Annotated in this window: 21 protein-coding genes; 5 read left to right on the top strand and 16 right to left on the bottom strand. The window is 47.7% G+C overall.

All coding sequences use genetic code 11. The features are described from left to right. Positions 1–30: 30 nt before the first annotated feature. Genes DVO77_RS17630 through DVO77_RS17610 form a run of 5 tightly spaced genes read right to left on the bottom strand, consistent with a single transcriptional unit; the run spans position 31 to position 4,890 of the window. The gene (locus tag DVO77_RS17630; protein ID WP_119979226.1) at positions 31–1,167 is read right to left on the bottom strand and encodes a glycosyltransferase family 9 protein; all 1,137 of its coding nucleotides are present in this window, start codon (positions 1,165–1,167) and stop codon (positions 31–33) included. Between the two features lie 8 nt (positions 1,168–1,175). Continuing rightward, on the bottom strand, positions 1,176–1,952 hold the full coding sequence (locus DVO77_RS17625) for a glycosyltransferase family 25 protein (protein ID WP_119979225.1): 777 nt from the start codon (positions 1,950–1,952) through the stop codon (positions 1,176–1,178). An 18-nt stretch (positions 1,953–1,970) separates the two neighbouring features. Then, the gene (locus DVO77_RS17620) at positions 1,971–2,816 is read right to left on the bottom strand and encodes a glycosyltransferase family protein (protein WP_110458391.1); all 846 of its coding nucleotides are present in this window, start codon (positions 2,814–2,816) and stop codon (positions 1,971–1,973) included. 43 nt (positions 2,817–2,859) lie between these two features. Continuing rightward, positions 2,860–3,813, bottom strand: coding sequence for an ADP-glyceromanno-heptose 6-epimerase (gene rfaD, locus DVO77_RS17615; protein WP_110458390.1), 954 nt, complete (start codon positions 3,811–3,813; stop codon positions 2,860–2,862). Between the two features lie 60 nt (positions 3,814–3,873). Beyond that, complete coding sequence (locus DVO77_RS17610) at positions 3,874–4,890, bottom strand: glycosyltransferase family 9 protein (RefSeq protein WP_110458389.1); 1,017 nt, start codon at positions 4,888–4,890, stop codon at positions 3,874–3,876. Positions 4,891–5,252: 362 nt separating this feature from the next. Between DVO77_RS17610 and coaD the strand changes: the two genes are divergently transcribed. Beyond that, positions 5,253–5,729, top strand: coding sequence for a pantetheine-phosphate adenylyltransferase (coaD, locus tag DVO77_RS17605; protein WP_110458388.1), 477 nt, complete (start codon positions 5,253–5,255; stop codon positions 5,727–5,729). 10 nt (positions 5,730–5,739) lie between these two features. Next, a complete protein-coding gene (locus DVO77_RS17600) occupies positions 5,740–7,248 on the top strand; it encodes a capsule assembly Wzi family protein (protein WP_110458387.1) in 1,509 nt (502 codons plus the stop codon). Between the two features lie 60 nt (positions 7,249–7,308). Here the strand turns inward: DVO77_RS17600 and mutM are convergent, their stop codons facing one another. The 8 genes from mutM to DVO77_RS17560 all read right to left on the bottom strand — a co-directional run bounded on the left by mutM (position 7,309) and on the right by DVO77_RS17560 (position 14,350). After that, positions 7,309–8,124 (bottom strand): bifunctional DNA-formamidopyrimidine glycosylase/DNA-(apurinic or apyrimidinic site) lyase, encoded by an 816-nt coding sequence (gene mutM, locus DVO77_RS17595; RefSeq protein ID WP_119979224.1) that lies wholly within the window; start codon positions 8,122–8,124, stop codon positions 7,309–7,311. 8 nt (positions 8,125–8,132) lie between these two features. Beyond that, a complete protein-coding gene (locus DVO77_RS17590; RefSeq protein ID WP_119979223.1) occupies positions 8,133–8,585 on the bottom strand; it encodes a hypothetical protein in 453 nt (150 codons plus the stop codon). 82 nt (positions 8,586–8,667) lie between these two features. Beyond that, positions 8,668–9,654 (bottom strand): GTP 3',8-cyclase MoaA, encoded by a 987-nt coding sequence (gene moaA, locus DVO77_RS17585; protein WP_119979222.1) that lies wholly within the window; start codon positions 9,652–9,654, stop codon positions 8,668–8,670. A gap of 66 nt (positions 9,655–9,720) precedes the next feature. After that, positions 9,721–11,526, bottom strand: coding sequence for a bifunctional molybdopterin-guanine dinucleotide biosynthesis adaptor protein MobB/molybdopterin molybdotransferase MoeA (locus DVO77_RS17580; RefSeq protein WP_119979221.1), 1,806 nt, complete (start codon positions 11,524–11,526; stop codon positions 9,721–9,723). Positions 11,527–11,534: 8 nt separating this feature from the next. Then, positions 11,535–12,131, bottom strand: coding sequence for a molybdenum cofactor guanylyltransferase MobA (mobA, locus tag DVO77_RS17575; RefSeq protein ID WP_110458382.1), 597 nt, complete (start codon positions 12,129–12,131; stop codon positions 11,535–11,537). Beyond that, on the bottom strand, positions 12,115–12,831 hold the full coding sequence (locus DVO77_RS17570) for an ATP-binding cassette domain-containing protein (protein ID WP_119979220.1): 717 nt from the start codon (positions 12,829–12,831) through the stop codon (positions 12,115–12,117). Before DVO77_RS17570 ends, mobA begins: the two co-directional genes overlap by 17 nt. Positions 12,832–12,833: 2 nt before the next feature. After that, complete coding sequence (locus DVO77_RS17565; RefSeq protein ID WP_110458380.1) at positions 12,834–13,541, bottom strand: ABC transporter permease; 708 nt, start codon at positions 13,539–13,541, stop codon at positions 12,834–12,836. Continuing rightward, entirely contained in the window at positions 13,538–14,350 is an 813-nt protein-coding gene (locus tag DVO77_RS17560) for an ABC transporter substrate-binding protein (RefSeq protein ID WP_110458379.1), read from the bottom strand. The genes DVO77_RS17565 and DVO77_RS17560 overlap by 4 nt, the downstream gene beginning before the upstream one ends. A 276-nt stretch (positions 14,351–14,626) precedes the next feature. Here DVO77_RS17560 and DVO77_RS17555 point away from each other — a divergent pair, with 276 nt between their 5' ends. Together DVO77_RS17555 and DVO77_RS17550 are read left to right on the top strand one after the other, a co-directional pair. Then, positions 14,627–16,012, top strand: coding sequence for a sigma-54-dependent transcriptional regulator (locus DVO77_RS17555; RefSeq protein ID WP_119979219.1), 1,386 nt, complete (start codon positions 14,627–14,629; stop codon positions 16,010–16,012). A 1-nt stretch (position 16,013) separates the two neighbouring features. Then, positions 16,014–18,152 (top strand): sensor histidine kinase, encoded by a 2,139-nt coding sequence (locus DVO77_RS17550; RefSeq protein WP_119979218.1) that lies wholly within the window; start codon positions 16,014–16,016, stop codon positions 18,150–18,152. 294 nt (positions 18,153–18,446) lie between these two features. On the opposite strand, the gene DVO77_RS17545 is transcribed toward DVO77_RS17550, so the two are convergent. The 3 genes from DVO77_RS17545 to DVO77_RS17535 form a co-directional block, all read right to left on the bottom strand. Then, positions 18,447–18,908, bottom strand: coding sequence for a GNAT family N-acetyltransferase (locus DVO77_RS17545; RefSeq protein ID WP_119979217.1), 462 nt, complete (start codon positions 18,906–18,908; stop codon positions 18,447–18,449). Positions 18,909–18,993: 85 nt separating this feature from the next. Further along, entirely contained in the window at positions 18,994–19,653 is a 660-nt protein-coding gene (locus DVO77_RS17540) for a 7-cyano-7-deazaguanine/7-aminomethyl-7-deazaguanine transporter (RefSeq protein WP_119979216.1), read from the bottom strand. Positions 19,654–19,983: 330 nt separating this feature from the next. After that, positions 19,984–21,342 carry an isochorismate synthase gene (locus DVO77_RS17535; protein WP_119979215.1) on the bottom strand — a complete coding sequence of 453 codons (1,359 nt, stop codon included), beginning with the start codon at positions 21,340–21,342 and terminating at the stop codon, positions 19,984–19,986. 389 nt (positions 21,343–21,731) lie between these two features. On the opposite strand from DVO77_RS17535, the gene DVO77_RS17530 reads away from it, so the two are divergent. Further along, positions 21,732–22,887, top strand: a 1,156-nt coding sequence (locus DVO77_RS17530; protein WP_162924218.1) for a TonB-dependent receptor, incomplete at its 3' end; no start/stop codon positions are given.

Genomic DNA, 22,887 nt, shown 5'->3' with positions numbered 1-22,887 from the left:
GCTCTACACCTGCGTTTAGTGACCAGTGGGTTAACGGGGCTGATACTTGCCAGTGCCGTTAAAATGAGCTTCAACTTGGCATGAAAACGCCTTACAAACTTGCTCTGGCGTCACAGATTTAGCCTTACCCTTACCCTCTAAAACTAGGCTATCGCCTAAAGGTTGCCACAGCTTAAAATCGCTCGCCATGATAGTCACTTGTGGTTTGCCCATGCAAACGGCTAAATGCGCGGTTGCAGTGTCGACACTGATCACGATATCGCACAGACCAATCAATGCCGGTAGCTCGAAAAAGTTATTAAGTGCTGTGAAGGTGAGTATGGGCAATGGTTTCAAAGCGACATCTTGACTGATCGCCTCTTCGACTGCACGTAGCTGATCTGGCGGAGTATTAATGACAAAGACCAGATTGTTAAATTGGTGATTGAGTTGCAGTAGCAGGGCTTTGACTTGCTCCCAAGGGTAGTCTTTTTTGGTTGCGGTAGAGAGGTGGTTGATAAACACCACTAACTTATCAGCATCGTTATCGGTTAACGCTGTAATAAGTGGTTTTACGCTGTCGCGGTATTGAGGTTTGATATCGATACTAAGCTGGGTTTTGCCATCAAGCAGATCTTTGGTTTCCAATCCCAAGGCGATGTTAAAGCACTGACGGTAAAGATCGGTGACATGTTGGCTATTGCTGGCAAGCTTATCGTAGTTAAAGGTCGCATCTAGCTTTTTAAAGTATTGGTGGCCTTTAATCGTACCGAGAAGGCTGCCACTTTTGGAGGCGACTATGGTGGCGGTTGGCGAAATTTGTCGAGCAATTTTGGCAAATTGCTCGGGTCTATTTTTACCAATAAAGACGATCGTATCGTATTGCTTACCTTGGGCACGCTTGATGGCCGCTTGGCGTTCATCTAGGTTGCTGACAATGGGGTAGGTTTCGTTAAAGTCACCAATGGCGTCAATCCACTCCCCTAAAATCTTATTACGTCCTGTAGCCCAGTCATGGGGTTTGGTACGGCAATCGTCAAACCAAATGTCGATGGTTAAATGTGGGTATTTTGCTTTTAAAGCGCGTAACCACACGCCTTGGTAAACAAAGTCACCAATGGCGAGGTGAGTCATATATAGAAGGCGCTTGGCGCCCTGTAAGGTTGAGTGATTAATTAAAGCAGCCACATAAATCCTTACTTCAGGCTTTTACTAAATAAGCTAAAAGCGTTATCTAATTTGGGTGTAGACACCAGTCGCATAAAGGCACGTTGCCAATTTAAATATAATTTATGCAGACGACGTTGTGGGAGTTTCTCTAGTCCACCCGTCGGGTTAATATCTGATTGTCCTTGTAAATCGACTGAGACACAATAAGGAATTAAACCAAATGGATAGATACCTAGTGACCACCACGATTTTAAATGACCATCGACCGGTTGCACCACATAGGGCATGTGTTGCAATAGTCTAGTTGCCCCCTGATGGCTAATCACCTGCGCTACCGCGCTGAGAGGAAACTTATGGTAGCTAATAAATTGGTGTTGCCGATAAGCAACCGATTGACGAATATTTTTAGGACTTCCCTTGCGTAACGGATACAGTTTAATAAAGTCCCAGTTGGCGTGAGGTAGCCCAGCCATCAGCTCGACTACATCGGCAAAGTTGCTTTCAAGATCGATATCATCTTCTAAAATAAAAGCGAAATCCAATTGGTCATCGACTATCTGTTGCCAGGCTTTTTTATGGCTTAAACTGCAGCCGACTTCGCCCTTATTTAGTGCTCTGTAATAATGTTTTCTGACTAAAGCGGCCGGTGATACGTGTTCAATCTCGGCATCTGAGAGCAAATTACCATCGACTCCTTCGATGCGCTCAAAGGGGACGTTGGCGTCTGCTAACTGCTGGCTTATACGAGCCATACGTTCTGGCGAGCGGGCCAAGTTAATCACAAATACTTTGTATTTCAGCATGATGATCTGTCTTATTCGTTAGATGGTGACGAAGCTTTTAGCTAGCGCATTGATAATTGGTTTGGGCAATTTATAGCGTTTATGCGCTTTATCAATAAACAGCTGCCATCCTGCTTGTTGCAGATCTGCTAGCATTTCGCTATCAAGGTGCTGGTCGAACAGTTCACAGAAGTCATTGATAAACCTTACTTCGCGCTTTAGCGATGAGTTGGTATATCCTCGTCCAGCATAATGAATAAAGCTAGCCTGCTTGTAACCATCGAGACCTAATACATCCATTCTGTTAAATTCGGCAGAAATGCTTTGATGCTTTAAATTATCTCTATGAATAAGGTAGTTAACATAGGTTTGCTCGTAATACTTAATGTGATTACATATTTTTTGTAAATCATCTAACTGTGCAATTTCAAATAAAGGGCACTGCTTTGAGATCAGCATGCAGCCTAAGTTGTAGTACACAGGACGTTGATTAACCTGAGGCCAATTGGGTAGGTCACCCATGATGTGGGTAATTTTATCGATAACTGGTTGGCGTTCGAGTAACTCACCTTCATTAAACAGATACAGGGTTTCGAGGTCATCGTACACCTCAAAAATATTGTTAGCATCTGGGGTTATGATGATGTCGGCATCGACATATAAAACCCGATCATATTCTTTAAGTAGCTCTTTAATATAGAGCTTTTCTGTCCATGCAGGGCTTGCAGTATGTTTAGGCTCGCTAATCGTGATCGGGTAATGCAGCTCTTTTGATACAATGAGATCGGCCCCGACTTTTTTAGCATACAGCTCAAAGCTCAGTAACGCCGCACGATACATCGGATTGTCATCGCCAATAGCAAGAGTGAAAATAGCTTTTTTCATCATTGTGTCCATGTTGCAGAATTAGGTACGGTGAACAGGCAGATCATTGGCCAATGAAATGCTGTGTTTTAAGCCAGTTTAGGTATTCAGGCACGGCCTGCTCAACAGTCTTAAACGCGTCTGTGTAGCCTGCCGCCCGTAGTTGAGTCAAGTCGGCTTGGGTGTAACTCTGGTAGGCGCCTTTTAACTTATCGGGGAAGGGGATGTACTCAATTTGGCCTTTAGCGTGATAGTCGATAACGGCGTTGGCGACATCATTAAAGCTCTGTGCTTGGCCGGTACCGCAGTTGTATACCCCTGAAATACTGGGGTTTTGCCATAACCACAAGTTAACTTTTACCACATCTTCAACATAGACAAAATCACGTAATTGCTCACCATTGTCGTAACCATCGATGCCTTCGAACAGACGACAGATGCCGTTAGCATTGATCTGATTATTAAAATGAAAAGCTACGCTGGCCATGCCACCCTTGTGTTGCTCGCGAGGTCCGTAAACGTTGAAGTAACGCAGGCCAGCGACTTGGGTGTTAACGTTTTGTCTTCTCACATATTGGTCGAATAAAAACTTAGAATAGGCATAAACGTTAAGTGGTTTTTCTAACTCACGCTGCTCGATAAACTTGTCACTGCCGCCATAAACCGATGCCGATGAGGCATAAATAAACTGGCAGTTATTTTGGGTACTAAAGTGCATTAACACCTTAGAATACTCATAATTATTGGTCATCATAAACTTGCCATCCCACTCTGTGGTAGAAGAGCACGCGCCTTGATGAAAAATCACTTCGAGTTGGTTGTCGAACATGCCACTGGTTATTTTGGCAAGAAAATCATCTTTATCGAGATAATCGGCAATTTCACAATCGGCCAGATTGAACATTTTTGTGCCATCGGTCAGATCGTCTACCGCGATAATATCGCTGCGGCCCATGTCGTTGAGGGCCTTGACCAAGTTACTACCAATAAATCCTGCTGCACCTGTCACTACTATCATATTATTCTTCCAAATTTTTTAGCAAATCTAAGGATAAGCGCAATGATGAAGCTCGATTGCTTATTGCTGATCCGCGTAATGAGTATCTAAAAAAGCCGCGATTTCGTTGGCGGCGGCATCAAAATCTATCAGCGCCATATTACGGCCGGTTCGTTTGCCTACCGGTGGGGTAAACGCTAAACGTTTGTGGCTTTGGGTTAACGTTTGCCAGCGTATCTTGGGTGCTGAGCGTCTACCCGCATAAAAGCCCACTGTGGGGACGTCATGTAAGCCGGCTAGATGCAAGGGCCCGGTTGAGCCCGCGATAAACATATCCGCCGCGACGATGGACTCTGCAAAGTCGGCTAAGCTGGGCAGTGGCTTAGCCAGCACCACTTTAATATCATCTTGGCGTAAGTTGTCATAAATTGCTTGCGCCAGCACCTCTTCGTCACCACTAAAGGTGAGAACAAACTTGCAATCTCGTTGAGTCTGCTGATTTATCTTCCGCAGCAGGGCAGCAAAATCTGCTGGCGCTAAAGCACCAGAAGAGCCTCCAGTACCAGCATGAGCAAAAATTAATAACTCATTACCTTGTTGACCATAATATTGCTGCCATTGCTGTCTGTGTTGACTCATATCCCAATATTGTTTGGGCAATGCAGGGATAGGATAGCCGTGATGACGTAAAAAGTGCTCAACAAGCATGCAGCTGCCACGCCAGCAGGGCTCATCTTTACGGTAGGTGACATTGGCTCTATGACGATAAAGATACTGAAACCAAGCGTGCTTAGGAGCCAGCTTGTAAGGCACATCTAAATGGCGGATAAGCTTATAGGTGCGCCACTCAGATAATGAAACTAAAATCGCATCATATTGGCGCTCGGCAAATTGTTGGCTGATGGCGGCGTCGTCGCCATTATCGACGATGACATGGTCAATATAAGGGCACGCTTGGGCAAAGGTTTTGACTGCTGGAGAGACAAATACTTCAATGCTGGCTTGGGGTAATGCCATTTTGAGCAGATACAAAGACGGCCAAGTGAGGACAAAGTCCCCTATCTTGTCGTGTTTTATCAGTAATACTCTTTTTATCATATAAAAATCAACCAACTACAGTTTATTACGTCAAGCGAACCCCTGTCTTGTTCGTGATTATCACTCTCGAACCGCCTGAGACAGGATAAAATTTGCAGCAGTATAACAATTATAACGGCTTTGATCTGCGTTTTAAGCACTAGATATGCTGGCGTGATCTAAGTTTATTCAGGGAAATTGATTAAGTTAGCTTAATCTGTTTGGTATGGATATCGGGATTTTAAGTCAGTGATAGCAGTAGTAACCAAGCGCGGGGTGAGGTCTCCATTTGCTGGAGATGCAGCTCAAAAAGATTGGTTCATTCTAGCGGATAAAATCGTTACACTATGCGCCATTACGGTGTGAGCTAAAGTGAGTTCATTATGCACACGAAAGCGATTTACCCAGGAACATTTGACCCTATCACCAATGGCCATGCCGATCTCATAGAGCGGGCCGCTAAGCTATTTAAACATGTGGTTATCGGTATTGCCGCGAACCCCTCGAAGCAACCGCGTTTTACTTTGGCAGAGCGTGTTGAGCTGGTTAAGTTAGTTACCGCTCACTTAGATAATGTCGAAGTTGTTGGCTTTAGTGGGTTATTGGTCGACTTTGCCAAAGCACAGCGTGCCAGTGTCTTGGTGCGTGGCTTGAGAGCCGTATCCGATTTTGAATATGAATTTCAGCTGGCCAATATGAATCGACGCCTAAGTGGTGATTTAGAAAGTGTGTTTTTAACCCCCGCCGAGGAGAATTCATTCATCTCATCGACATTAGTAAAAGAGGTGGCATTGCATGGTGGCGATGTCAGTCAGTTTGTTCACCCCGCAGTGAGCAAAGCGCTTGAAACAAAGGATTAAATCATTCGTTATGATAATCGATAAACTCAAAGCTTATTTCGCCGCGTCCGCGGTTGCGACCAGCCTGCTATTTGCCTCCGTTGTGCACAGTGCGCCTTGGGTGGATGTGTCGGATATTTACCTGCGTGCCGATATTCAGGCGCTGGCCGATGCTGGGGTGATAACGGTACCGGTTAATACTTATCCGCTTATGTGGTCAGGGATTGGCGTCGATTTGAAGAAAATCGAACCCTCTAAGTTGAGTCCTGCCTTAGCGGATGCATTTACGCGGGTTAATTTTTATTACAATAACGCCGTAGGTAACCGGGGTAACACCAGCATCAAAGCGATGGCAGCCACTGATGCCGCTAGGTTCCAACACTTTGGCTCTGATTATCGTGAAGAGGCTGAGTTACAGGCGAGCCATGAATATATGGGCGAGCGTTTTGCCTTTAAACTTGCCGCAACCGCCACTCTTGATCCACTCGATGAAGAGGAGTTTCGTCTCGATGGTAGTTATGCTGCTATGGCGTTTGGCAACTGGATGGTCACCGTCGGTGCCCTAGGGCAGTGGTGGGGACCAGGGTTTGACTCGGCGTTGCACAAGTCAAACAATGCTCGCCCCGTCCCTTCGGTGATGATCAGTCGTAATAACGCCGCGGCATTTGAAACGCCTTGGTTATCATGGATTGGCCCATGGACTTTCACGACCGGCATTAGTGAGCTCGAAGAGGAGCGGGCGATTGCTAACCCCTTATTATGGAATCTACGCGGAACCATTAGGCCGCTGCGCCAACTCGAGATGGGCCTGTCGTGGACGACCATGTTTTGTGGTGAGGGGCAAGAGTGTGGTTTGTCCACCCTATGGGATACGATTGCCGGCAATACCACCTGTATCAATGGTGAATCAAGTTGCGATCCTGCGTTGCAGTCTAAAGCAGGCAACCAAATGGCTGGTTTCGATATTCGTTATGCCGACACCTGGTTTGATATTCCCGTGGGCATCTATTTAGAGCGTACCTGCGAAGATTCTAGCGGCCCGATGCCGTGGGACTTAGCCGATTGTGCCAAGCTACTGGGTGTCGATAGCCGCCTCGATTTCGACCATCAGCAATATAAGCTGTTTTTTGAGTATTCAGATACCATGGTCGCCTGCGGGGAAAATCAAAATGCATTTAACTGCTTTTATGAACATAGCACTTACCAAAGTGGCTCACGTTACTACGGCCGTTCATTAGGCAGTACTTATGATAGCGATGCCAAGGTTTATGTACTTGGCTTGATTGGTCAATTTGCCAATAGTCATGGTTTAACGTCGGTAGTACGTTACGCTCAGCTTAACAATGACGGTGTTAACCGTGGTGGTGAGTGGGCGCCGCAGCCGCCCAAAGAAGATCTACTCATGCTGGAGTTAAGCTATCGTTTACCCCTTTGGCAAGGCATGATGAGTGTCGGGGGGACAGTATCACAGTCGAAGTTTGAGAGCGCCGACAACGACACCAATGCGACTTTATTTGGCACCTATGAGTATCGTTTTTAATCTAGGTTGCTGGTGGTAATAAAAAGGCTGACAGTGTGTCAGCCTTTTTTGTGTTTCGTCCTAACGGCGCTGGCACAAACCACAAAAGACCGTGGCTCTTTGGCCTAATTTAATCTCGCTTAACAGGTTACCGCATTGGGTACAGGTATCACCCCCGCGACCATACACATGCAATTTTTGGGCGAAATAACCGGGTTTACCCTCGGCATTGGTAAAATCTTTGAGTGTGGTGCCACCCTGTTTAATGGCATTGGCGAGGATCTGTTTCACCTCAGCTACCAGCAGTGTCAGGCGTTCATTATCGATTCGCCCAGCTTCGGTTTGCGGATGAATACCAGCGGCAAATAGGGCTTCATTGGCATAAATATTACCGACTCCCACCACGATATGATTATCCATTAGGCACAGTTTTATCGCCTTTTTCTTACCCGCCAAGGCGTGCGCTAAATAATCGACATTAAATTCGCTTTGTAGTGGCTCGGGGCCAAGTTTGGACAATAAAGGGTGCGCAGCTTCAGGCAGCTCACACCATAGCCAAGCGCCGAAACGCCTTGGATCGTTAAAACGTAATATTTTGCCGCTGGCCATGACTAAGTCGATATGATCATGTTTTTCAACCTTGGTCGAGCGAGATACGATCCTTAAGCTGCCAGACATCCCTAAGTGCACAATCGTGGTGCCAGCGTCGGTGTCGATTAGCAGGTATTTGGCGCGGCGACGGATATGGCGTATGGTCTGCCCCACAATTTGCTGGGCAATATCTGGCACGGGCCAACGTAGCGACGGGTTACGTACAATGAGTGCGGTAACCTGCTGGTCGATAAGGTGCGGCGTAATGCCTTGGCGAGTCACTTCCACTTCGGGTAATTCAGGCATGGTATTCTCTATTTTGGGCTAGCGTTGATGATGGGCACCAGTGCGCCACGTAAACTGGGAGGAATCTGATACCAATTGCCCGCGGGCGATTTTAACAGGCCCTCTTCGGGATAGATGATCCACACCTGCGGCGTGGCAATATTGGTAATTTGAATCACCAGTTCATGGGGGGGCGATTCTGGCGGGATCAGTTTGTTGATAGGTGAGACTAAAATCGTGCTCCAGGCATCGCTCCACTGACTGCAATTGAGGATCTGCGGTGCACATTGCCATGAAAATCCACCTTGGCTCAACCACACATCATCATATTGCAATTGATGTAACGGCGCGGCTTTATCAAATAGCGGCTGAGCGTCATCGGGGAGTGAAGGGGTCTCACGGTCTAAAAAGGTGAGAATTGCCACCATAGCCACCGAGGCGAAGATAATGATGTTATTCCACTTTTTACGAGATAATGCCATCGTTGCTTTAACTCAATAGTTATCGATACTGATAATGAGTTTATCATCGAAAAAGCGCTAGGGCATTATCTTAAGCGGGTCATTAGCCGCCGGTGGTATTCATAAAACGCAGGATTTGCGTCTCATCCTCGCCGCCAAAATGATGTTCTTTAGGTTTGAGCTTAATGGCAGCGATAATCGCCTGCTTTAGCCGGCTTATATCTCCAGGGTATTGACGTACTATCGCCTTGAGGTCGACCGAGTTTTCATTGCCTAAACACAGCAGTAAACGCCCCTCAACCGTCACCCTCACTCGGTTACACTCATGGCAAAAGTTATTGCTGTGTGGTGAGATAAAGCCCACATGGATAGCACTGCCTGCCATGGTGTAATAGCGCGCCGGCCCGCCGGTACGTTTGTTAGACAGCATCAGCGGGTAACGCTGCTCTATGATGGCTTTCACCTCGTCACTGCTGCAATGACGGCTCTGTTTACGTTCGTCGATAATGCCCAAAGGCATCTCTTCGATAAAGGCGATATCCAGTTCGCGCGCGCGGCAAAACTCGATTAAGTCGAGCACCTCATCATCATTTTGGCCTCGCAGGATCACCGCATTGACCTTGATTCGCTTAAAGCCTGCCGCCTTAGCCGCATCGATGCCCGCGATCACCCGATCCAGTTTTCCCTTGCGCGTCAGCTCAGTAAAACGTTCAGGTTTAAGGGTGTCGAGGCTGATATTGAGTCGATTTAAGCCAGATTGATGCATCTTGTCGGCAAACTTAGTCAGCCTTGAGCCATTGGTGGTCATCGACAGCTCTTGCAGGCCGGGTAATTTACCCAGCAGGCTCACCAACTGATCGCAATCGCTTCTCACTAAAGGCTCGCCGCCCGTGAGACGAATTTTTTTGACCCCAAGTTCGGTAAAGGCTTGGCCAATCCAGGCCAACTCTTCGAGGCTCAGCACCTGCTCTCTATCGAGAAAGCAGGGATCTTCGCTCATGCAGTAGACGCAGCGAAAATCACATCTGTCCGTGACTGAAAGGCGTAAATATTCAACGGTGCGGCCAAAGGTATCGACAATCAAACTCATACAAGCTCACCTACAACGGCCAGTGGTGTGGTGGATAGCCACTGGCCCGGCTAAAATAATGACCGCTTATAACAGGTCGGCAAAAGGCTGAATATACACAGTGTCGCCTGGGACGAGTTGTTCATCCTGTTCGCCGATGACGATAAGGCAGTTGCCCTTGAGCATAGAGCTGAGCATCCCTGAGCCTTGAGCTCCCGTGCTGCTGACATGCAGTTTGCCGTCGGCGCCCAAGTGATACACGCCGCGGCTAAATTCGGTGCGTCCGATACGGCTGCGAAGCTGACAATCGGCGATGGCGGGTAGCAGTGTGGGGGCCCATGCGGACTCGCCGGCTAATTTGCGCAGTGCAGGTTGGACAAACTGCATGAAAGAGACCATCACGGCCACCGGATTGCCGGGTAACCCAAAGAATAGGCAGTCGCCAATTTGACCAAAGGCCAGTGGTCGACCTGGGCGCATATTGATACGCCAAAAATTAATTTGGCCTACTTTGGCTAAGGCTAATTTGATAAAGTCCGCATCTCCGACTGACACGCCGCCAGAGCTTATCACGGCATCGGCCTGTTGCGCCGCGCCTTGCAGCGCTTCCACCAAGGCCGCTTCTGAATCGTGAATGATCCCGAGGTCTATCACCTCACAGCCTAGCTGTTTCAGCATAGATTTAATGGTGAAGCGGTTAGCGTCGTAGATGCAATTGGGCTTTAGTGGCTCACCAGGCTGGCAGACCTCATCTCCGGTAGAAAAAACCGCGACTCGGGGTTTGCGGTGCACTGCCAGCTGGCCAAAACCTAATGACGCTAGCATGCCTTGATGGGCCGCTTGTAGGCGGTGCCCAGCGGCCAGAGCCGTGCGACCCTTGGCAATATCTTCACCAGCTTGACGTACGTGTTGCCCTAAGGTGATATTACCGCTAAAGCTTACCTTATCACCTTGATCATCGGCCAACTCTTTCATCTGTACAGTGTCAGCGCCCTCTGGTACAGGGGCTCCAGTCATAATACGCACAGCTTCACCGTCATTTAAGCGGCCTTGATAACTGTGTCCTGCCATCACATCGGCGACAATCTGATATTGGCTCAACATAGGGTCGCTATATTTAAAAGCGTAACCGTCCATTGCCGAGTTGGTCTGCTGCGGTACATCCACCGGCGAAATGGCATCTTCGGCCAATACCCGATTGCTGCAATCATCGAGGGCTACAGACTCGATTTGCGTCACGGGCTTAACGAAAGAGAGGATATTATCCACGCCTTGTCTGACGGATAAGCTGTTGCTGCTGTCCATTTCGCAGCCACACTCTGGCGCGGCTTGAAGCGGAACCTGGGTGGTTGACGGTGTCCAGTTTTTTGCATACTGGATAACAAAATCGGCGATCTGTGCGACATTATTGATATCGAGTCGCCGCAGTTCTGACGGCAGCTGAGTGTCATCACAACAGGCGATCGCTTGAATGTTAGTGTCGTGGGTATGGATAAAGGGTTTACCGTGAGCGGCGCGGTGCAGCTCAATTTTAGGTAAGGTTAATTTTTTAAAGCCTTCGACCAAGACGATATCTATCTTATCTTGTTCAATCTGCTTAAGCAGGTGCGGTAATTCGGGGGCGTCATCCACTAAATCTTCAGTCATCAAGGCCCAGCGTACGTGAGAGGCCACCAGCATTTGCCGCGCCCCGGCCTTGCGCATTTCGTAACTGTCTTTACCGGGAGTATCGATGTCGAAATCGTGATGAGCGTGCTTAATTACCGCTAGACGGATCCCGCGACGATTAAGTTCAGGGATCAGCTTTTTCAGCAAGGTGGTTTTCCCTGTACCGCTATAGGCACAAAATCCGAGAACGGGGATCGACAGGGGATTATTAAACGCTATGCTCATGTAGACCTCTAAATTGATTGGGCAATTGCCTCTGACAACAGTTGTTTTTGTTCTGGTGTGTTGACGTTGACGAAGGCACTGGGTTGGTCAGAAAAATCGCAAACCGCGCAGTTGTGTTGGGCGTACCAGACATCAATTTTACGCTCGCCAGCATCTAAAAACGCCTTCATCGAGCTTCGCAGCTCTGGTTTGATCAGTAACACCACGGGTTGTTCTCGTTTACCGTCACTGGCCACTGCCATGTCGGCCTGCTGGGCGTCGATCGCCGCTAGCATTCTCGCCACTAAATCCCTAGGTAATAAAGGACAATCGCAAGGCACCACTAATAGGTAATCTGCTAGAGTATGGCCGAGGGCAGTGATCATGCCTGCCAAGGGGCCAAGATACCCAGAGTCTTCATCGCTCAATACCTTGTAACCAAATTCAGCATAACGATTTTGGTTACGATTTGCGTTGATCACGATCTCCTTAACTTGAGGTTTTATCCTGTCAATGGCGTGTTTAATCATAGGTTGGCCATTAAGTTCAACTAGGCCCTTATCATTACCACCCATGCGTCTTGCCATTCCGCCGGCAAGGATCACCGCATCAATTTGCTGTGACATAGTGTAATTCTCGCTTATGTTGGTTGAGTCTCGCAATGGGCGATGCTGCATCGGTAGCCATAATTTGTTGCTGTTCTATCTGCCAGCTTTGTTCACACAGGCTGGTGAGTGAACAGCTTTGGTGACTGCTGATCAGCATTCCCGTTCCCTGTGTTTTGAGGTCGCTTATCATAGTGAGCACTAATTGTTGTGACAGTATGTCCATGTTAGAGGTGGGTTCATCTAACATCAATAATTTAGGCCGCATGACCCAGGCGCGTGCTATTGCCAAACGTTGACGCTCGCCACCCGACAGGCTTGCAGCTTGCTGCTGCATGAGTGGCCCCAGTTGCGCCATCTCAATAGCGCTACTTGTACGTTGCCGTATCTCTTGGGTTGAGAGCTCGCAAAAGGGCTGTACATAGTTAAGATTGTAGGCAACGCTGCCATCAAATAGGTAAGGATGTTGATGTAAATATACGGCTTTGCCTAGTAAAGGATTGCGGCGCCACCAAGGCGATGATGAAAACCCATGGGCCTGTATGCGGCCACTGGTTGGGGTTTGTAAGCCGGCAAACAGTTTCATCAAGGTGGTTTTACCTGAGCCATTATCACCTTGCAGATGCACGGTTTGCTGCTGGGCGATACTAAGGCTGTCAAAGCGATATAATAGGCGTGAGCCAAAACGCATTTCGATATTATTCGCCGTCACTTTTACCATAATTAGTGGCTCCTTGGCTCGGCTTTGCCTCTTAATGTCCCCAGGGTAAAGTTGAGTACTAATGAGAGGATAAGTAATACCAGTCCCAAGGCGATGGCTTGAGCGAAATCACCTTTACTGGTTTCCAGCGCGATAGCGGTGGGGATATTACGCGTCACACCGGCAATGTTGCCGCCCACCATCATAGAGCAACCTACTTCGGTCAAAATGCGACTAAATGCAGCGACAATAGCCATTAACAATGGCACTTTCAATTCTCGGCAAATTTGCCATACCGAGCGTAACCATGAGGCGCCTAAGGTGCGCGAGGTTTCCCATGCGCGTTTATCTACACTGGTAAAAGCGGCTTGGCTCATGGCGATTAATACCGGAGCACAAATCATCATCTGTCCAAGGATCATCCCAGGTTGGGTAAACAGCCACCTGAGATCGCCTAGTGGCCCCATGCGAGTCAGCAACAAGTACACCAGTAAACCGATAACGACGGTGGGAATTGACTGAATCGTTTGAATTAAATTGGTGGCAAACCAACGGCCTGGAAAGGGCACAAAAGCCAGCAGAAAGCCTAAGATCAGTGATGGCAGCAGGGTGAATGCCAGTGCTGCAAAAGAAACTGAAAAAGAGACGCTTACAATGGCCCAAACATCAGGATCCAATGAAAACAGCAGGCTTAATGCCTGCTGTATAAGGGCTAACCAGCCTTCACTCATTCGCTATATGTTGCCTTAAATAGTTGCTCACCGTTTACGGTGTAGCTGTTAATCATATTTTGTGCTTCTTCGCTGATTAACCAATCACTTAATGCCTTAGCACCTTGGTGATTAAGATCGGGGTATTTTGCCGGATTAATCAGTACGATTTGATATGGATTGGCTAATGCAGCGCCGCCATCATAATCAATCGCTAGGTCAAGCTTGGCCTTATAGGCGACGTAAGTGCCGCGGTCAGATAAGGTGTACGCCTGAAGTTCATTAGCCATAAGCAAGGTTTTACCCATGCCTTGACCAACTGAGCGATAACCACTGAAGTTAGGCTCAACGTTTGCGGCTTTCCATACGATAAGCTCTTTCATGTTGGTGCCAGAGTTATCACCACGAGACACGAACGTTGCACCAGACTCGGCTATTTTAGCAAAGGCTTCAGCTGCTGTCTTACTGCTGCGGATCTTTGCAGGGTCATTTTTAGGGCCCAAGATCACAAAATCGTTTTCCATTATGCCACGAGGCATAATGCCATAGCCTTCTTCAACAAATTTAGCTTCGGCAGCAGGGGCGTGGGTCATCACGACATCAACATCACCTTGGCGGGCTAGTTTTAATGCTTTACCTGTACCCGTGGCGATAACCTGTACTTTATAGCCTGATTCAGCCTCAAATTTTGGCAGCAAGTTTTTTAACAGGCCTGAGTTTTCGGTGCTGGTAGTGGTCGCCAGTTTAATCACTTCTTGTGCTTGTAGTGGCGAAATGGTTAAGGCACTGGCGATGATGGCCAGACTGAAGATTGATTTTAGGTTTAACATTAGTACTCCTTGGCATAGTAATAAGATGTGACTTGCCGCTTTCACATGTATTTGTTTACAGAACAGTGATTCGTCAGCAAAAAAGGTGCCAATACCTAATTTGAATTAAATTTGTCGCAACCTCGCCGTAAAGTGTGAGACAGATCCCAAGGTCGATAAAATTCTACCAGACATAATGTCCCAAAGTCATATAACCCTGGTTCATGGTGACCAATTTGCTGGCCTTTGGTGCTAGAATCCATTTAATGTGTGTCAAAATGTCCAAAAGAAGACAATATGAGCCAACCAAATAAAGAGATGAAACCGTTACCGTCTGCCGTATCTGTGCTAATCGTTGATGATGAGCCTGGAATGCGCAGTTTTTTAAAAAAAGCCCTGTCGAAGAAATTTGCCTTAGTAGAGACCGCGGGCAGTGTTGAAGATGCGGAGCAATTACGCAGTCGTTGTCATTTTGATCTATTAATTGTTGATATCCGTTTGCCTGGACGTTCGGGGATCGAATGGGATGAAGCCTTAAACGATAATGAGCGTCGGTCTGACATTATCTTTATGACAGGCTACGCCGATATGGATGTGGCGATAAAGGCACTGCGCGCTGGCGCCTCCGATTTTATTATGAAGCCGTTTCATCTGGAGCAGATGATGAAGGCGGTAGATCGCTGTATCGAGCGTCGTTTGCTCAAGCGTGAAAACCTGATGCTGCGCCGCGAAGTCTCTATCGGTCAGTCATCAACCATTATTGGCAGCAGTGATGCCATGATGGAGGTGAAGCATGTGATTGAGCGCGTTGCGCCGACCAATGCGGTGATCTTAATTGAAGGTGAGTCGGGTACAGGTAAAGAGCTGGTGGCCAGACAGCTACACCTCTTAAGTGGTCGTCAAGGGCCGTTTGTACCCGTAAACTGTGGTGCCATCGCCCCAGAACTGCTCGAGAGCGAACTATTTGGCCACGCTGCAGGCTCATTTACCGGGGCTAAAGGCAACCGTGAAGGGCTGTTTAGTTTTGCCTCTGGCGGCACCATCTTCTTAGATGAGATAGGCGAGATGCCGCTGAAAATGCAGACCGCGTTATTGCGGGTGCTCGAACAGCGCACGATCCGTCCGGTAGGCAGTGAAAAAGAGATTAAGATTGATGTGCGAGTGCTGGCGGCGACCAACCGAAAACTGGCCGATGAGGTTGAGGCAGGCAATTTTAGGCGCGATCTATTTTATCGCCTCAATGTGCTCGATATCGTTATCCCCCCATTACGTTCGCGCCCCGAAGATGTGGTCGAGTTGACACACCATTTTACTCGTCAGCTGGCCGCCGAGCTTGGGGTAAAAGAGGTGGTGTGGAGCCATGAGGATATGCTGAAATTACAGCAGCATGAGTGGCCAGGAAACATTCGTGAGCTGCGTAACATGATTGAGCGTTGTATTTTACTGGGTAAGCCACCGGCAGAATATTGGAAGCAGCAACCTAAGTCTGAAATGTTAAACGAGGCGGGTTATCCGCTGAGCTGGAGCTTAAAAGAAGTAGAAAAACATCACGTTACATCGGTGGTGGATCTACATCAAGGCAATAAATCGGCCGCCGCCCGCGATTTAGGCGTCTCAAGAAAAACTTTAGATCGCAAATATAAAGAGTGGTTTGAGCCAGATCAGAGTGAGGCGGAGAGCTAACGTGGCGTTTTTTCCTCGATTGTTTGGTGTTAACTGGCAACAACTGCAAGCCAAAGTACGCTACCGCATTTTAGTGTTAACCTTGCTGCCGATTTTATTGACCTTGGTCAGTCTGGTGTTTATTACCATTTATTGGAACATTAGCTATACAGGTAAGCAGCTGTTTATGAAGGTCAAAGCCGACCTAACCGTGGCGCGCAATACCTTGGTAGCGGTGCAGGCTAAACAAGAAGATCAGCTCAAACAGGTGATGGTGTCGTGGGAGTTTCAAAACGCCTTCCGTCAACTCGAATCAAAATCTCCCATGGTGGCTGATGAGATTAGCGCCTTGTTGGGGCAACAAAAGGCAGCGTTGCATCTCGATTTTTTGCGGCTTATTAGCGTTGCTGAGGCCGCGGCCGATCCTGACTTGCGGATGATGTTATCCAAAACCAATAATGCTGAAGCCGTTTCTGGGCTCATGGTCCTTCCGCCTCAGCGCTTAGCGCGCTTGGGCGAACAGCTTGAGGCGGCAGCAGTGCTCCCGCTCGTTGATACGCCACGCTCACAAAAGCCCAGTAAGGTGGTGGAAAAGCGCGGGATGCTCAGTCGTAGCTTGTTACCCATTGTTGGTGGCGATGGCACCGTTGGCTGGTATCTCGATGGCGGTATTTTACTTAACCAAGATATGCGTATTGTCGACCATATTCGTGATTTGGTGTACGACAAAGGCACGCTGCCAGAGCGCTCTATCGGTACCGTGACGATTTTTTTAGATAACACTCGCATCAGCACCAATGTGCCATTGCATTTTTCGCCGCAAAACAGTGAGAAACAGGGGCGCGCACTCGGTAGCTTGGTGTCTGAAGAGGTGCGCCAAAAAGTCTTGGTTAATGGCCAGCTCTGGGTCGACAGAGCCTTTGTTTATAACGACTGGTTTATTTCGGCTTATGCGCCGCTGACCGATATTCGTGGCAAACGTATCGGCATGATCTACACCGGATTTTCTGAGTCGCCCTTTATTCATAATTACCTGCTTAACATTATCGAGCTAGGCACCATCTTAATGTTGGTATTACTGGTGTCAGGTTTGCTGGTATACCGCGGCGCCTATAGCTTATTACTGCCGATAGAGCGGATCCATCACGTGGTCAAAGCGGTGCAGTCTGGGCGTAATTTACGTATCGGTTCACTCGGGCTGGAGCAAGATAATGAGCTGTCGAATTTGGCAGAGCAATTTGATCGCATGCTCGATCTGCTACAGCGGCGTAATAATCAAATTCAAGCGGCGGCCGAGCAGTTAGAAGTTAAAGTCGAAGAGCGCACCCGCAGCCTGCAAGAAAAAACCGAAGAGCTACAGCGTAACGTGGCCCTGCTAAACGAAACGCGCCAACAATTGGTAACCAATGAGAAGTTAACCGCGCTCGGTGAGCTGACTGCCGGTATTGCCCATGAGATTAATAATCCGACAGCGGTGATCTTAGGCAATATGGAGTTGCTTAAGTATGAACTGGGCGAGCAGGCGGCAGACGTTGAAGAAGAGATTGAGATAGTGATCCAACAGGTTGGGCGCATCAGCACCATTATTCGTAGCCTGTTGCAGTACAGTCGTCCCGGTGAATTTAACGCGCCACTGGAGATGCATCAGCTGACGCCCATTATCGAAGAGATGTTGATTTTGGTGCGTCATTCGGTGCAGCAGCAGGAGGTGGTGTTGATCCAAGAGCTTAACGCTAGCTATCCCATTGAGGTGAATCGACCTCAGTTGCTGCAGGTGTTGATCAACATGGTGGTTAACGCCGCCCATGCGATGGACGGTCGTGGCCGTATCAAGATCCGCACCTACGACTGGTTGCAACGGGGTGAGCCTATAGGGGTTAAAATTGAGATTGAAGATGAGGGTAAAGGGATCCCCGAGGAGCAGCTCGGACGGATTTTTGATCCCTTCTATACCACACGTAAAGATGGCACCGGCTTAGGGTTGTCGCTCAGTTACGGTATTATTAAACGGATCGGTGGCACCATCGAGGTCAGTTCAATCTTAGGTAAGGGAACCATCTTTACCATTGGCTTGTACCATAAGGCTAAAGATGATCAATTAAACCCTCCTTATGGCGGGTTACATTTTTCCAGCAATATTAATAATAAAAACAGATCTTAAACTCTATCGATACCAAAAACGGCAGCCCAAGGGCTGCCGTTTTTATGACTTAAGGATAAAGGCCGATAAGGCTTATCGCTTAAGTGAAATATTGAGGGCGCCTCATTGCAGGCAAAAAAAAGCCGGAATAAGAATATTCCGGCGAAAAAGTACGTGAGCAATGTTAAGCATATAACTCAATCATTAAGCAGAGATGAAGTGCTAATTAAACTGAGCTTTGGAACACATGCAAATGATAGTCATTATCATTTAGATTGGCAAGTTATTTACGTGTAAAGAACAATCTTATTGTGTTTAATTTAATAACTTGTTTAAAAACAATTTATTATTATCCACTTGTTCCTTGTCTGTCTGCAGGCCAACCACTTTATAACCTTGCTTAATCAGCATCTGTAGCATGCTGGTAAACTGGTTGTAGGTGTTAACGGCGATGAGATCAAATCCTTGTGCTTTTGCCCAAGCCTCTTGATCGGCCAGTAAGGTTTTGGCCAGTCCCAGTTGTCTAAATTCGGGCATTACGGCACCCAGCCAGCTATAAAACTGGCCTGGTTGTTCGCTGTAACCTATTTTAAAGCCCGCCAATTCGCCCTCAACACTCACCAGCTGTACCAACATAGGTTTATTGGTTAAGCGGCTGCGATAATCTTCAATGGTATAACGACCATCAAATTCAGGCACTTGCCGCGCTAGGGTGATTAGGGTTTGCAATAAGTCATCGGTTAGTTCGCTATGACGGGCAATCGTCGTGGTGTACATCTTAAGCTCTCCAGACAACAATGCCACCAAAGCGGCACTTGGAATTGATTAAAAAAGTGCCGCGATAATAGCCCAAAATAACTGGTCAGGCCAGTTTGCTGTGTGGTTTTGAGGCCAAAATCCGATCTTGCAATACCTTAAGCAGTACGCCGTAGGCTGGCAGGAACAGGCCTAAACTGACTATCAATTTAAAGCCGTAATCTACGGTCGCAATTTCTGGCCAGTGGCTAGCCATGAAAGTATCGCTAGAGGCATAAAAAGCCACACTAAAAAACACTAAAGTATCAATGAGATTACCTATAACAGTGGATGCCGCTGGTGCCATCCACCATGATTTTGCGCTTCTGAGTTTGGCAAATACGGTAATATCCATAAGCTGTCCCACCAAATAAGCGGCAAAGCTGGCAAAGGCGATACGAAAGACAAAGCTATTGAATTCGGCTAACGACTGCGCTCCTTGAAAGCTACCTTGATGAAACAATACTCCAATAAAATAGGAGATAGCTAATGCCGGTAACATGGCTTTAAGGATGATTTGACGTGCATGCTGCTGACCGAAAATCCGCACAGTTAAATCGGTCGCAAGATACACAAACGGAAAGCTAAACGCACCCCAAGTGGTGTGAAAGCCAAATAGTTGAAAAGGAAGTTGAACTAAGTAGTTACTGGCTGAAATGATCAGAATATGAAAACTGACTAACAGTAATAGAGCACGCTGCAGTTGCGTGCGAGATAGCATTAACATCTTGTGGCCTTTTTAGTGGTTAATGCGGGGTGAGGGAACCCGCTATAGTAAAAATTATTCATTGTGTATCGCCTTAAGCTTATCGCTTATGACGACACCTTGCTCACGCACTCTACCGACTCTTACTTAAGCCTTAAGTTACCAAAGAGTGGTCAGCTGCAATGAAGTCTATCGATTTGGGCGGCAAATTATAGAGAATTAGCTCCAATGAGCAAGCACAATTGACGCTTTTATCTGCATTAAGCCAGATAATCTGCGTCCGTTGGAGGGGTAATCTGTCTATTTTACTAGGCAAAAACCAGCATTAAGTGCACTTTGTGTCAGCGATTTTTACACTTCGGTGAGTATCGAAAGTATCGTCGCCAATTTATTTTCGAGTTCGCCCCATTCTGCGTCGGCTTCGGAGCCTGCCACAATACCAGCTCCAGCAAAAAGATTGATTCTGCCCGGTTCAATCAGTGCGCTGCGAATGGCCACGGCAAATTCACTCTCATACTTGTTGAAGTATCCACAGGCACCTGCATACCAACCGCGTGTGTAGCCCTCACGCTGGCGAATAAAATTAATCGCCGAGTCTCTGGGTAAACCGCCAACGGCTGGGGTGGGATGCAGGGCCAATAAAATCTGAAAATCGTTCACCCCTGGTTTGAGCTCGGCTCTGATAGCCCGGTGCAGATGTTGAATATGGCTAAGTTTAAATACCTTAGCGAGCTCATCGGCGCCGACATAGTTACTCAATGGGGTAAGTGCATCAACAATATGTTGGCGTACCAGTTGGTTTTCATGGCTGTTTTTACAGTCATCGAGTAGCGCTTTAGCAAGTTGTGCATCTTCCTCTTCATTGAGGCCACGAGTGGTAGTACCGGCTAAGGCCTCGGTAAACAACTCGCGTTGACGTCGGCGGTATAAACGTTCAGGCGTGCAAGAGATATAGGCGCTGTCAGGGCTAAATTGAAAACCAAATTGAAAACTGTTTTGATTGCGTCCTTGCCAGCTGGCGAGCAACATCCATGGGTCAACCTTTTCGTTCACTTCCAGTTGAGTAAGTCGTGATAGCACTACTTTTGGGGTGTCTTGAATAAATTTATCTTGGGTGACCTGATTAACCAGTTCACGCCAGCGGCGCTGATTAGGGCGATCGCTGCGGCTGAGCAGGTGAATTTTATTGGGCGCCGACAAGGGCACTGGTGGCGATAATTGCTGCAGTGCATCGAGCGCTATCTGGCGCTCACATTCGATGTCATTGATCTCTATATTAAGATTAATCAATAGGCTGTAGTTATTACCGCTGCGACGTAATTCGATACGAGGCAAGATAAAGTGCGCCCGGCCATATTCTGGCCAGCAATCGGTATTGCGGTCGAACGCCACGCCGCCGTAGTAGCGGATCTCTGGATTACTCGACAGGGCACGTTGCTGCTGATATGCGGCGCACAGCTGGTTGTCATCGACAGCATCTTCAAACGCAAAGTCTTTGCATGATCCAACGGCCGCGACCTCTTCTTGGGTATCACGCCCGCGCCAATACACCTTGGGGTAACAAGACTGGCTTGCTAACCATGCAATAGAGGGTAAGGGAGCCACAGGCACAGAGAGCTGAATAATCGGCTCACCATACTGATGGATCTCGAGTTGCTTAAGTGTGCTAGTTAAGGATGCTATAGCTTGGGATAGCGAGAAAACGCTCAATAAATACTCCAGCTTTATCGAAAAGTATCTTTGTTTGATGGCAACAGTAGCGCCAAATATGCAATGCAGAAACTTATTGTGTATTGCTAATAAGAATCTTTCCCACAACCTAATGTGCCGGTAAAAGACTGTCAAGTTACAGGGGGTTAAGCTGTGAACTTGTCCAAATATTATGTATTACCATGCGACTTTAAATGATGACAAAACATTGCGTACTTTTGTCTTAAGTCGGTTTTACATTGGACAAAATGTCCCTTGGTGAATGGCTAAAGTGCAGACAAAGCACGAATTAGTCGATCTAGGTTGGTTTTTGTTTTTTGAATGCTTGAGACTACTGGCGTTAGATTGAACAATAGCACTATTGGTTTACCCAGAGTATTAATTAAAAAATGTATAAAAATCAAAAAATAATCAAATTGTCATTGATTGCTCTTGCCGTCGGAACGAGCCCCATGGTGTTGGCCGATACTGTAAACAGAGCCCCTATTTTAGATGTGTCGGACGTGATTGTGGTCACCGGAGATAAGCCGACGGCACAGCAACAGAGTACGACCACTTGGCACATCGGCGCCGATGAAATCCAAGCCCTAGGCGTGCAAAGTCTCGATCAGGTGCTGAAAAATGCACCGGGTGTTTTTGTGCGTGTCGGTGGTCAAGGTACACCTCGTGTCGATATTCGTGGTTTTAAATCGCGTCATGTTATTTACCTTATTAATGGGGTACCCGCTAATGGCGCCGAAGATGGTCAATTTGACCCCAGCGTGATCCCCGCGAGTCAAATCGCCTCGGTGACGGTATCGGTAGGTCCAACTTCAGTGCTGTACGGCCCAGGTGGGGCGGGCGGCGTGATCAACATTCGTACTAAAGAGGGCGATAATGCGCCTTTACTGTCGGGACACCTCGAGGGGGCCGACAATGATACTTTTGCTGGCGATGTAACCATGGCAGGTTCAGGGGCGCAGTGGCAAGGGTTGGTTTCGTTATCGAGACAGCAAACCGATGGTTGGCCTGTGTCTGGCGATCAACCTGATACGGCATTGCAACACGGTGATACACGTTTAAACTCAGATAAAACGGTTAATAACCTGTTCGCTCAAGGCACCTATTGGTTATCGGATCGTACCGAGCTGATGGCGAACGTTAATTTGAGTGATGGTGACTGGGGCAAGCCAGCGGTGGATGGTTCTACGAGTCGTAATCCTAAATTTGAGCGGGTCGATGATTACGAGGCGCATACCGTTCAATTGGGCATGGCACATCAATTTAATGATAGATATACCCTACGTGGCTTTGTTTATCAAAATCAATCGGACGTGTTAGAAAATCGCTACGCCGATGACAGCTATCATTTAGTCGAACAACGCTTAGATGGCCGCTCTACGGTGAGTGGCGCTAACCTACAGTTTATTGCCGATTTTAATGATGGCCAGCTGTTGACGGGCTCCATATTAGCCGAGCGCCAAAGTTGGGAGTCAAGCAGCGAAAGCTTCGATACCAGCGGCTCAGGTACGGGCGGCGGTAACGGCTCAGGCACGGGCGGCGGTA

The organism is Shewanella algidipiscicola, from assembly GCF_003605125.1.
Taxonomy (GTDB): Bacteria; Pseudomonadota; Gammaproteobacteria; order Enterobacterales; family Shewanellaceae; genus Shewanella; species Shewanella algidipiscicola.
Note: the sequence above shows the minus strand (reverse complement) of the source record. Positions and strands in the feature narration are given on the sequence as shown.

Coding starts and splice junctions, on each gene's coding strand:
- DVO77_RS17625 (WP_119979225.1), bottom strand. CDS start 1,952: ATGCTGAAATACAAAGTATTTGTGATTAACTTGGCCCGCTCGCCAGAA.
- mutM (WP_119979224.1), bottom strand. CDS start 8,124: ATGCCTGAATTACCCGAAGTGGAAGTGACTCGCCAAGGCATTACGCCG.
- DVO77_RS17540 (WP_119979216.1), bottom strand. CDS start 19,653: ATGTTAATGCTATCTCGCACGCAACTGCAGCGTGCTCTATTACTGTTA.
- coaD (WP_110458388.1), top strand. CDS start 5,253: ATGCACACGAAAGCGATTTACCCAGGAACATTTGACCCTATCACCAAT.
- DVO77_RS17570 (WP_119979220.1), bottom strand. CDS start 12,831: ATGGTAAAAGTGACGGCGAATAATATCGAAATGCGTTTTGGCTCACGC.
- DVO77_RS17565 (WP_110458380.1), bottom strand. CDS start 13,541: ATGAGTGAAGGCTGGTTAGCCCTTATACAGCAGGCATTAAGCCTGCTG.
- DVO77_RS17545 (WP_119979217.1), bottom strand. CDS start 18,908: ATGTACACCACGACGATTGCCCGTCATAGCGAACTAACCGATGACTTA.
- DVO77_RS17600 (WP_110458387.1), top strand. CDS start 5,740: ATGATAATCGATAAACTCAAAGCTTATTTCGCCGCGTCCGCGGTTGCG.
- DVO77_RS17610 (WP_110458389.1), bottom strand. CDS start 4,890: ATGATAAAAAGAGTATTACTGATAAAACACGACAAGATAGGGGACTTT.
- DVO77_RS17580 (WP_119979221.1), bottom strand. CDS start 11,526: ATGAGCATAGCGTTTAATAATCCCCTGTCGATCCCCGTTCTCGGATTT.
- DVO77_RS17590 (WP_119979223.1), bottom strand. CDS start 8,585: ATGGCATTATCTCGTAAAAAGTGGAATAACATCATTATCTTCGCCTCG.
- DVO77_RS17555 (WP_119979219.1), top strand. CDS start 14,627: ATGAGCCAACCAAATAAAGAGATGAAACCGTTACCGTCTGCCGTATCT.
- moaA (WP_119979222.1), bottom strand. CDS start 9,654: ATGAGTTTGATTGTCGATACCTTTGGCCGCACCGTTGAATATTTACGC.
- mobA (WP_110458382.1), bottom strand. CDS start 12,131: ATGTCACAGCAAATTGATGCGGTGATCCTTGCCGGCGGAATGGCAAGA.
- DVO77_RS17560 (WP_110458379.1), bottom strand. CDS start 14,350: ATGTTAAACCTAAAATCAATCTTCAGTCTGGCCATCATCGCCAGTGCC.
- rfaD (WP_110458390.1), bottom strand. CDS start 3,813: ATGATAGTAGTGACAGGTGCAGCAGGATTTATTGGTAGTAACTTGGTC.
- DVO77_RS17620 (WP_110458391.1), bottom strand. CDS start 2,816: ATGAAAAAAGCTATTTTCACTCTTGCTATTGGCGATGACAATCCGATG.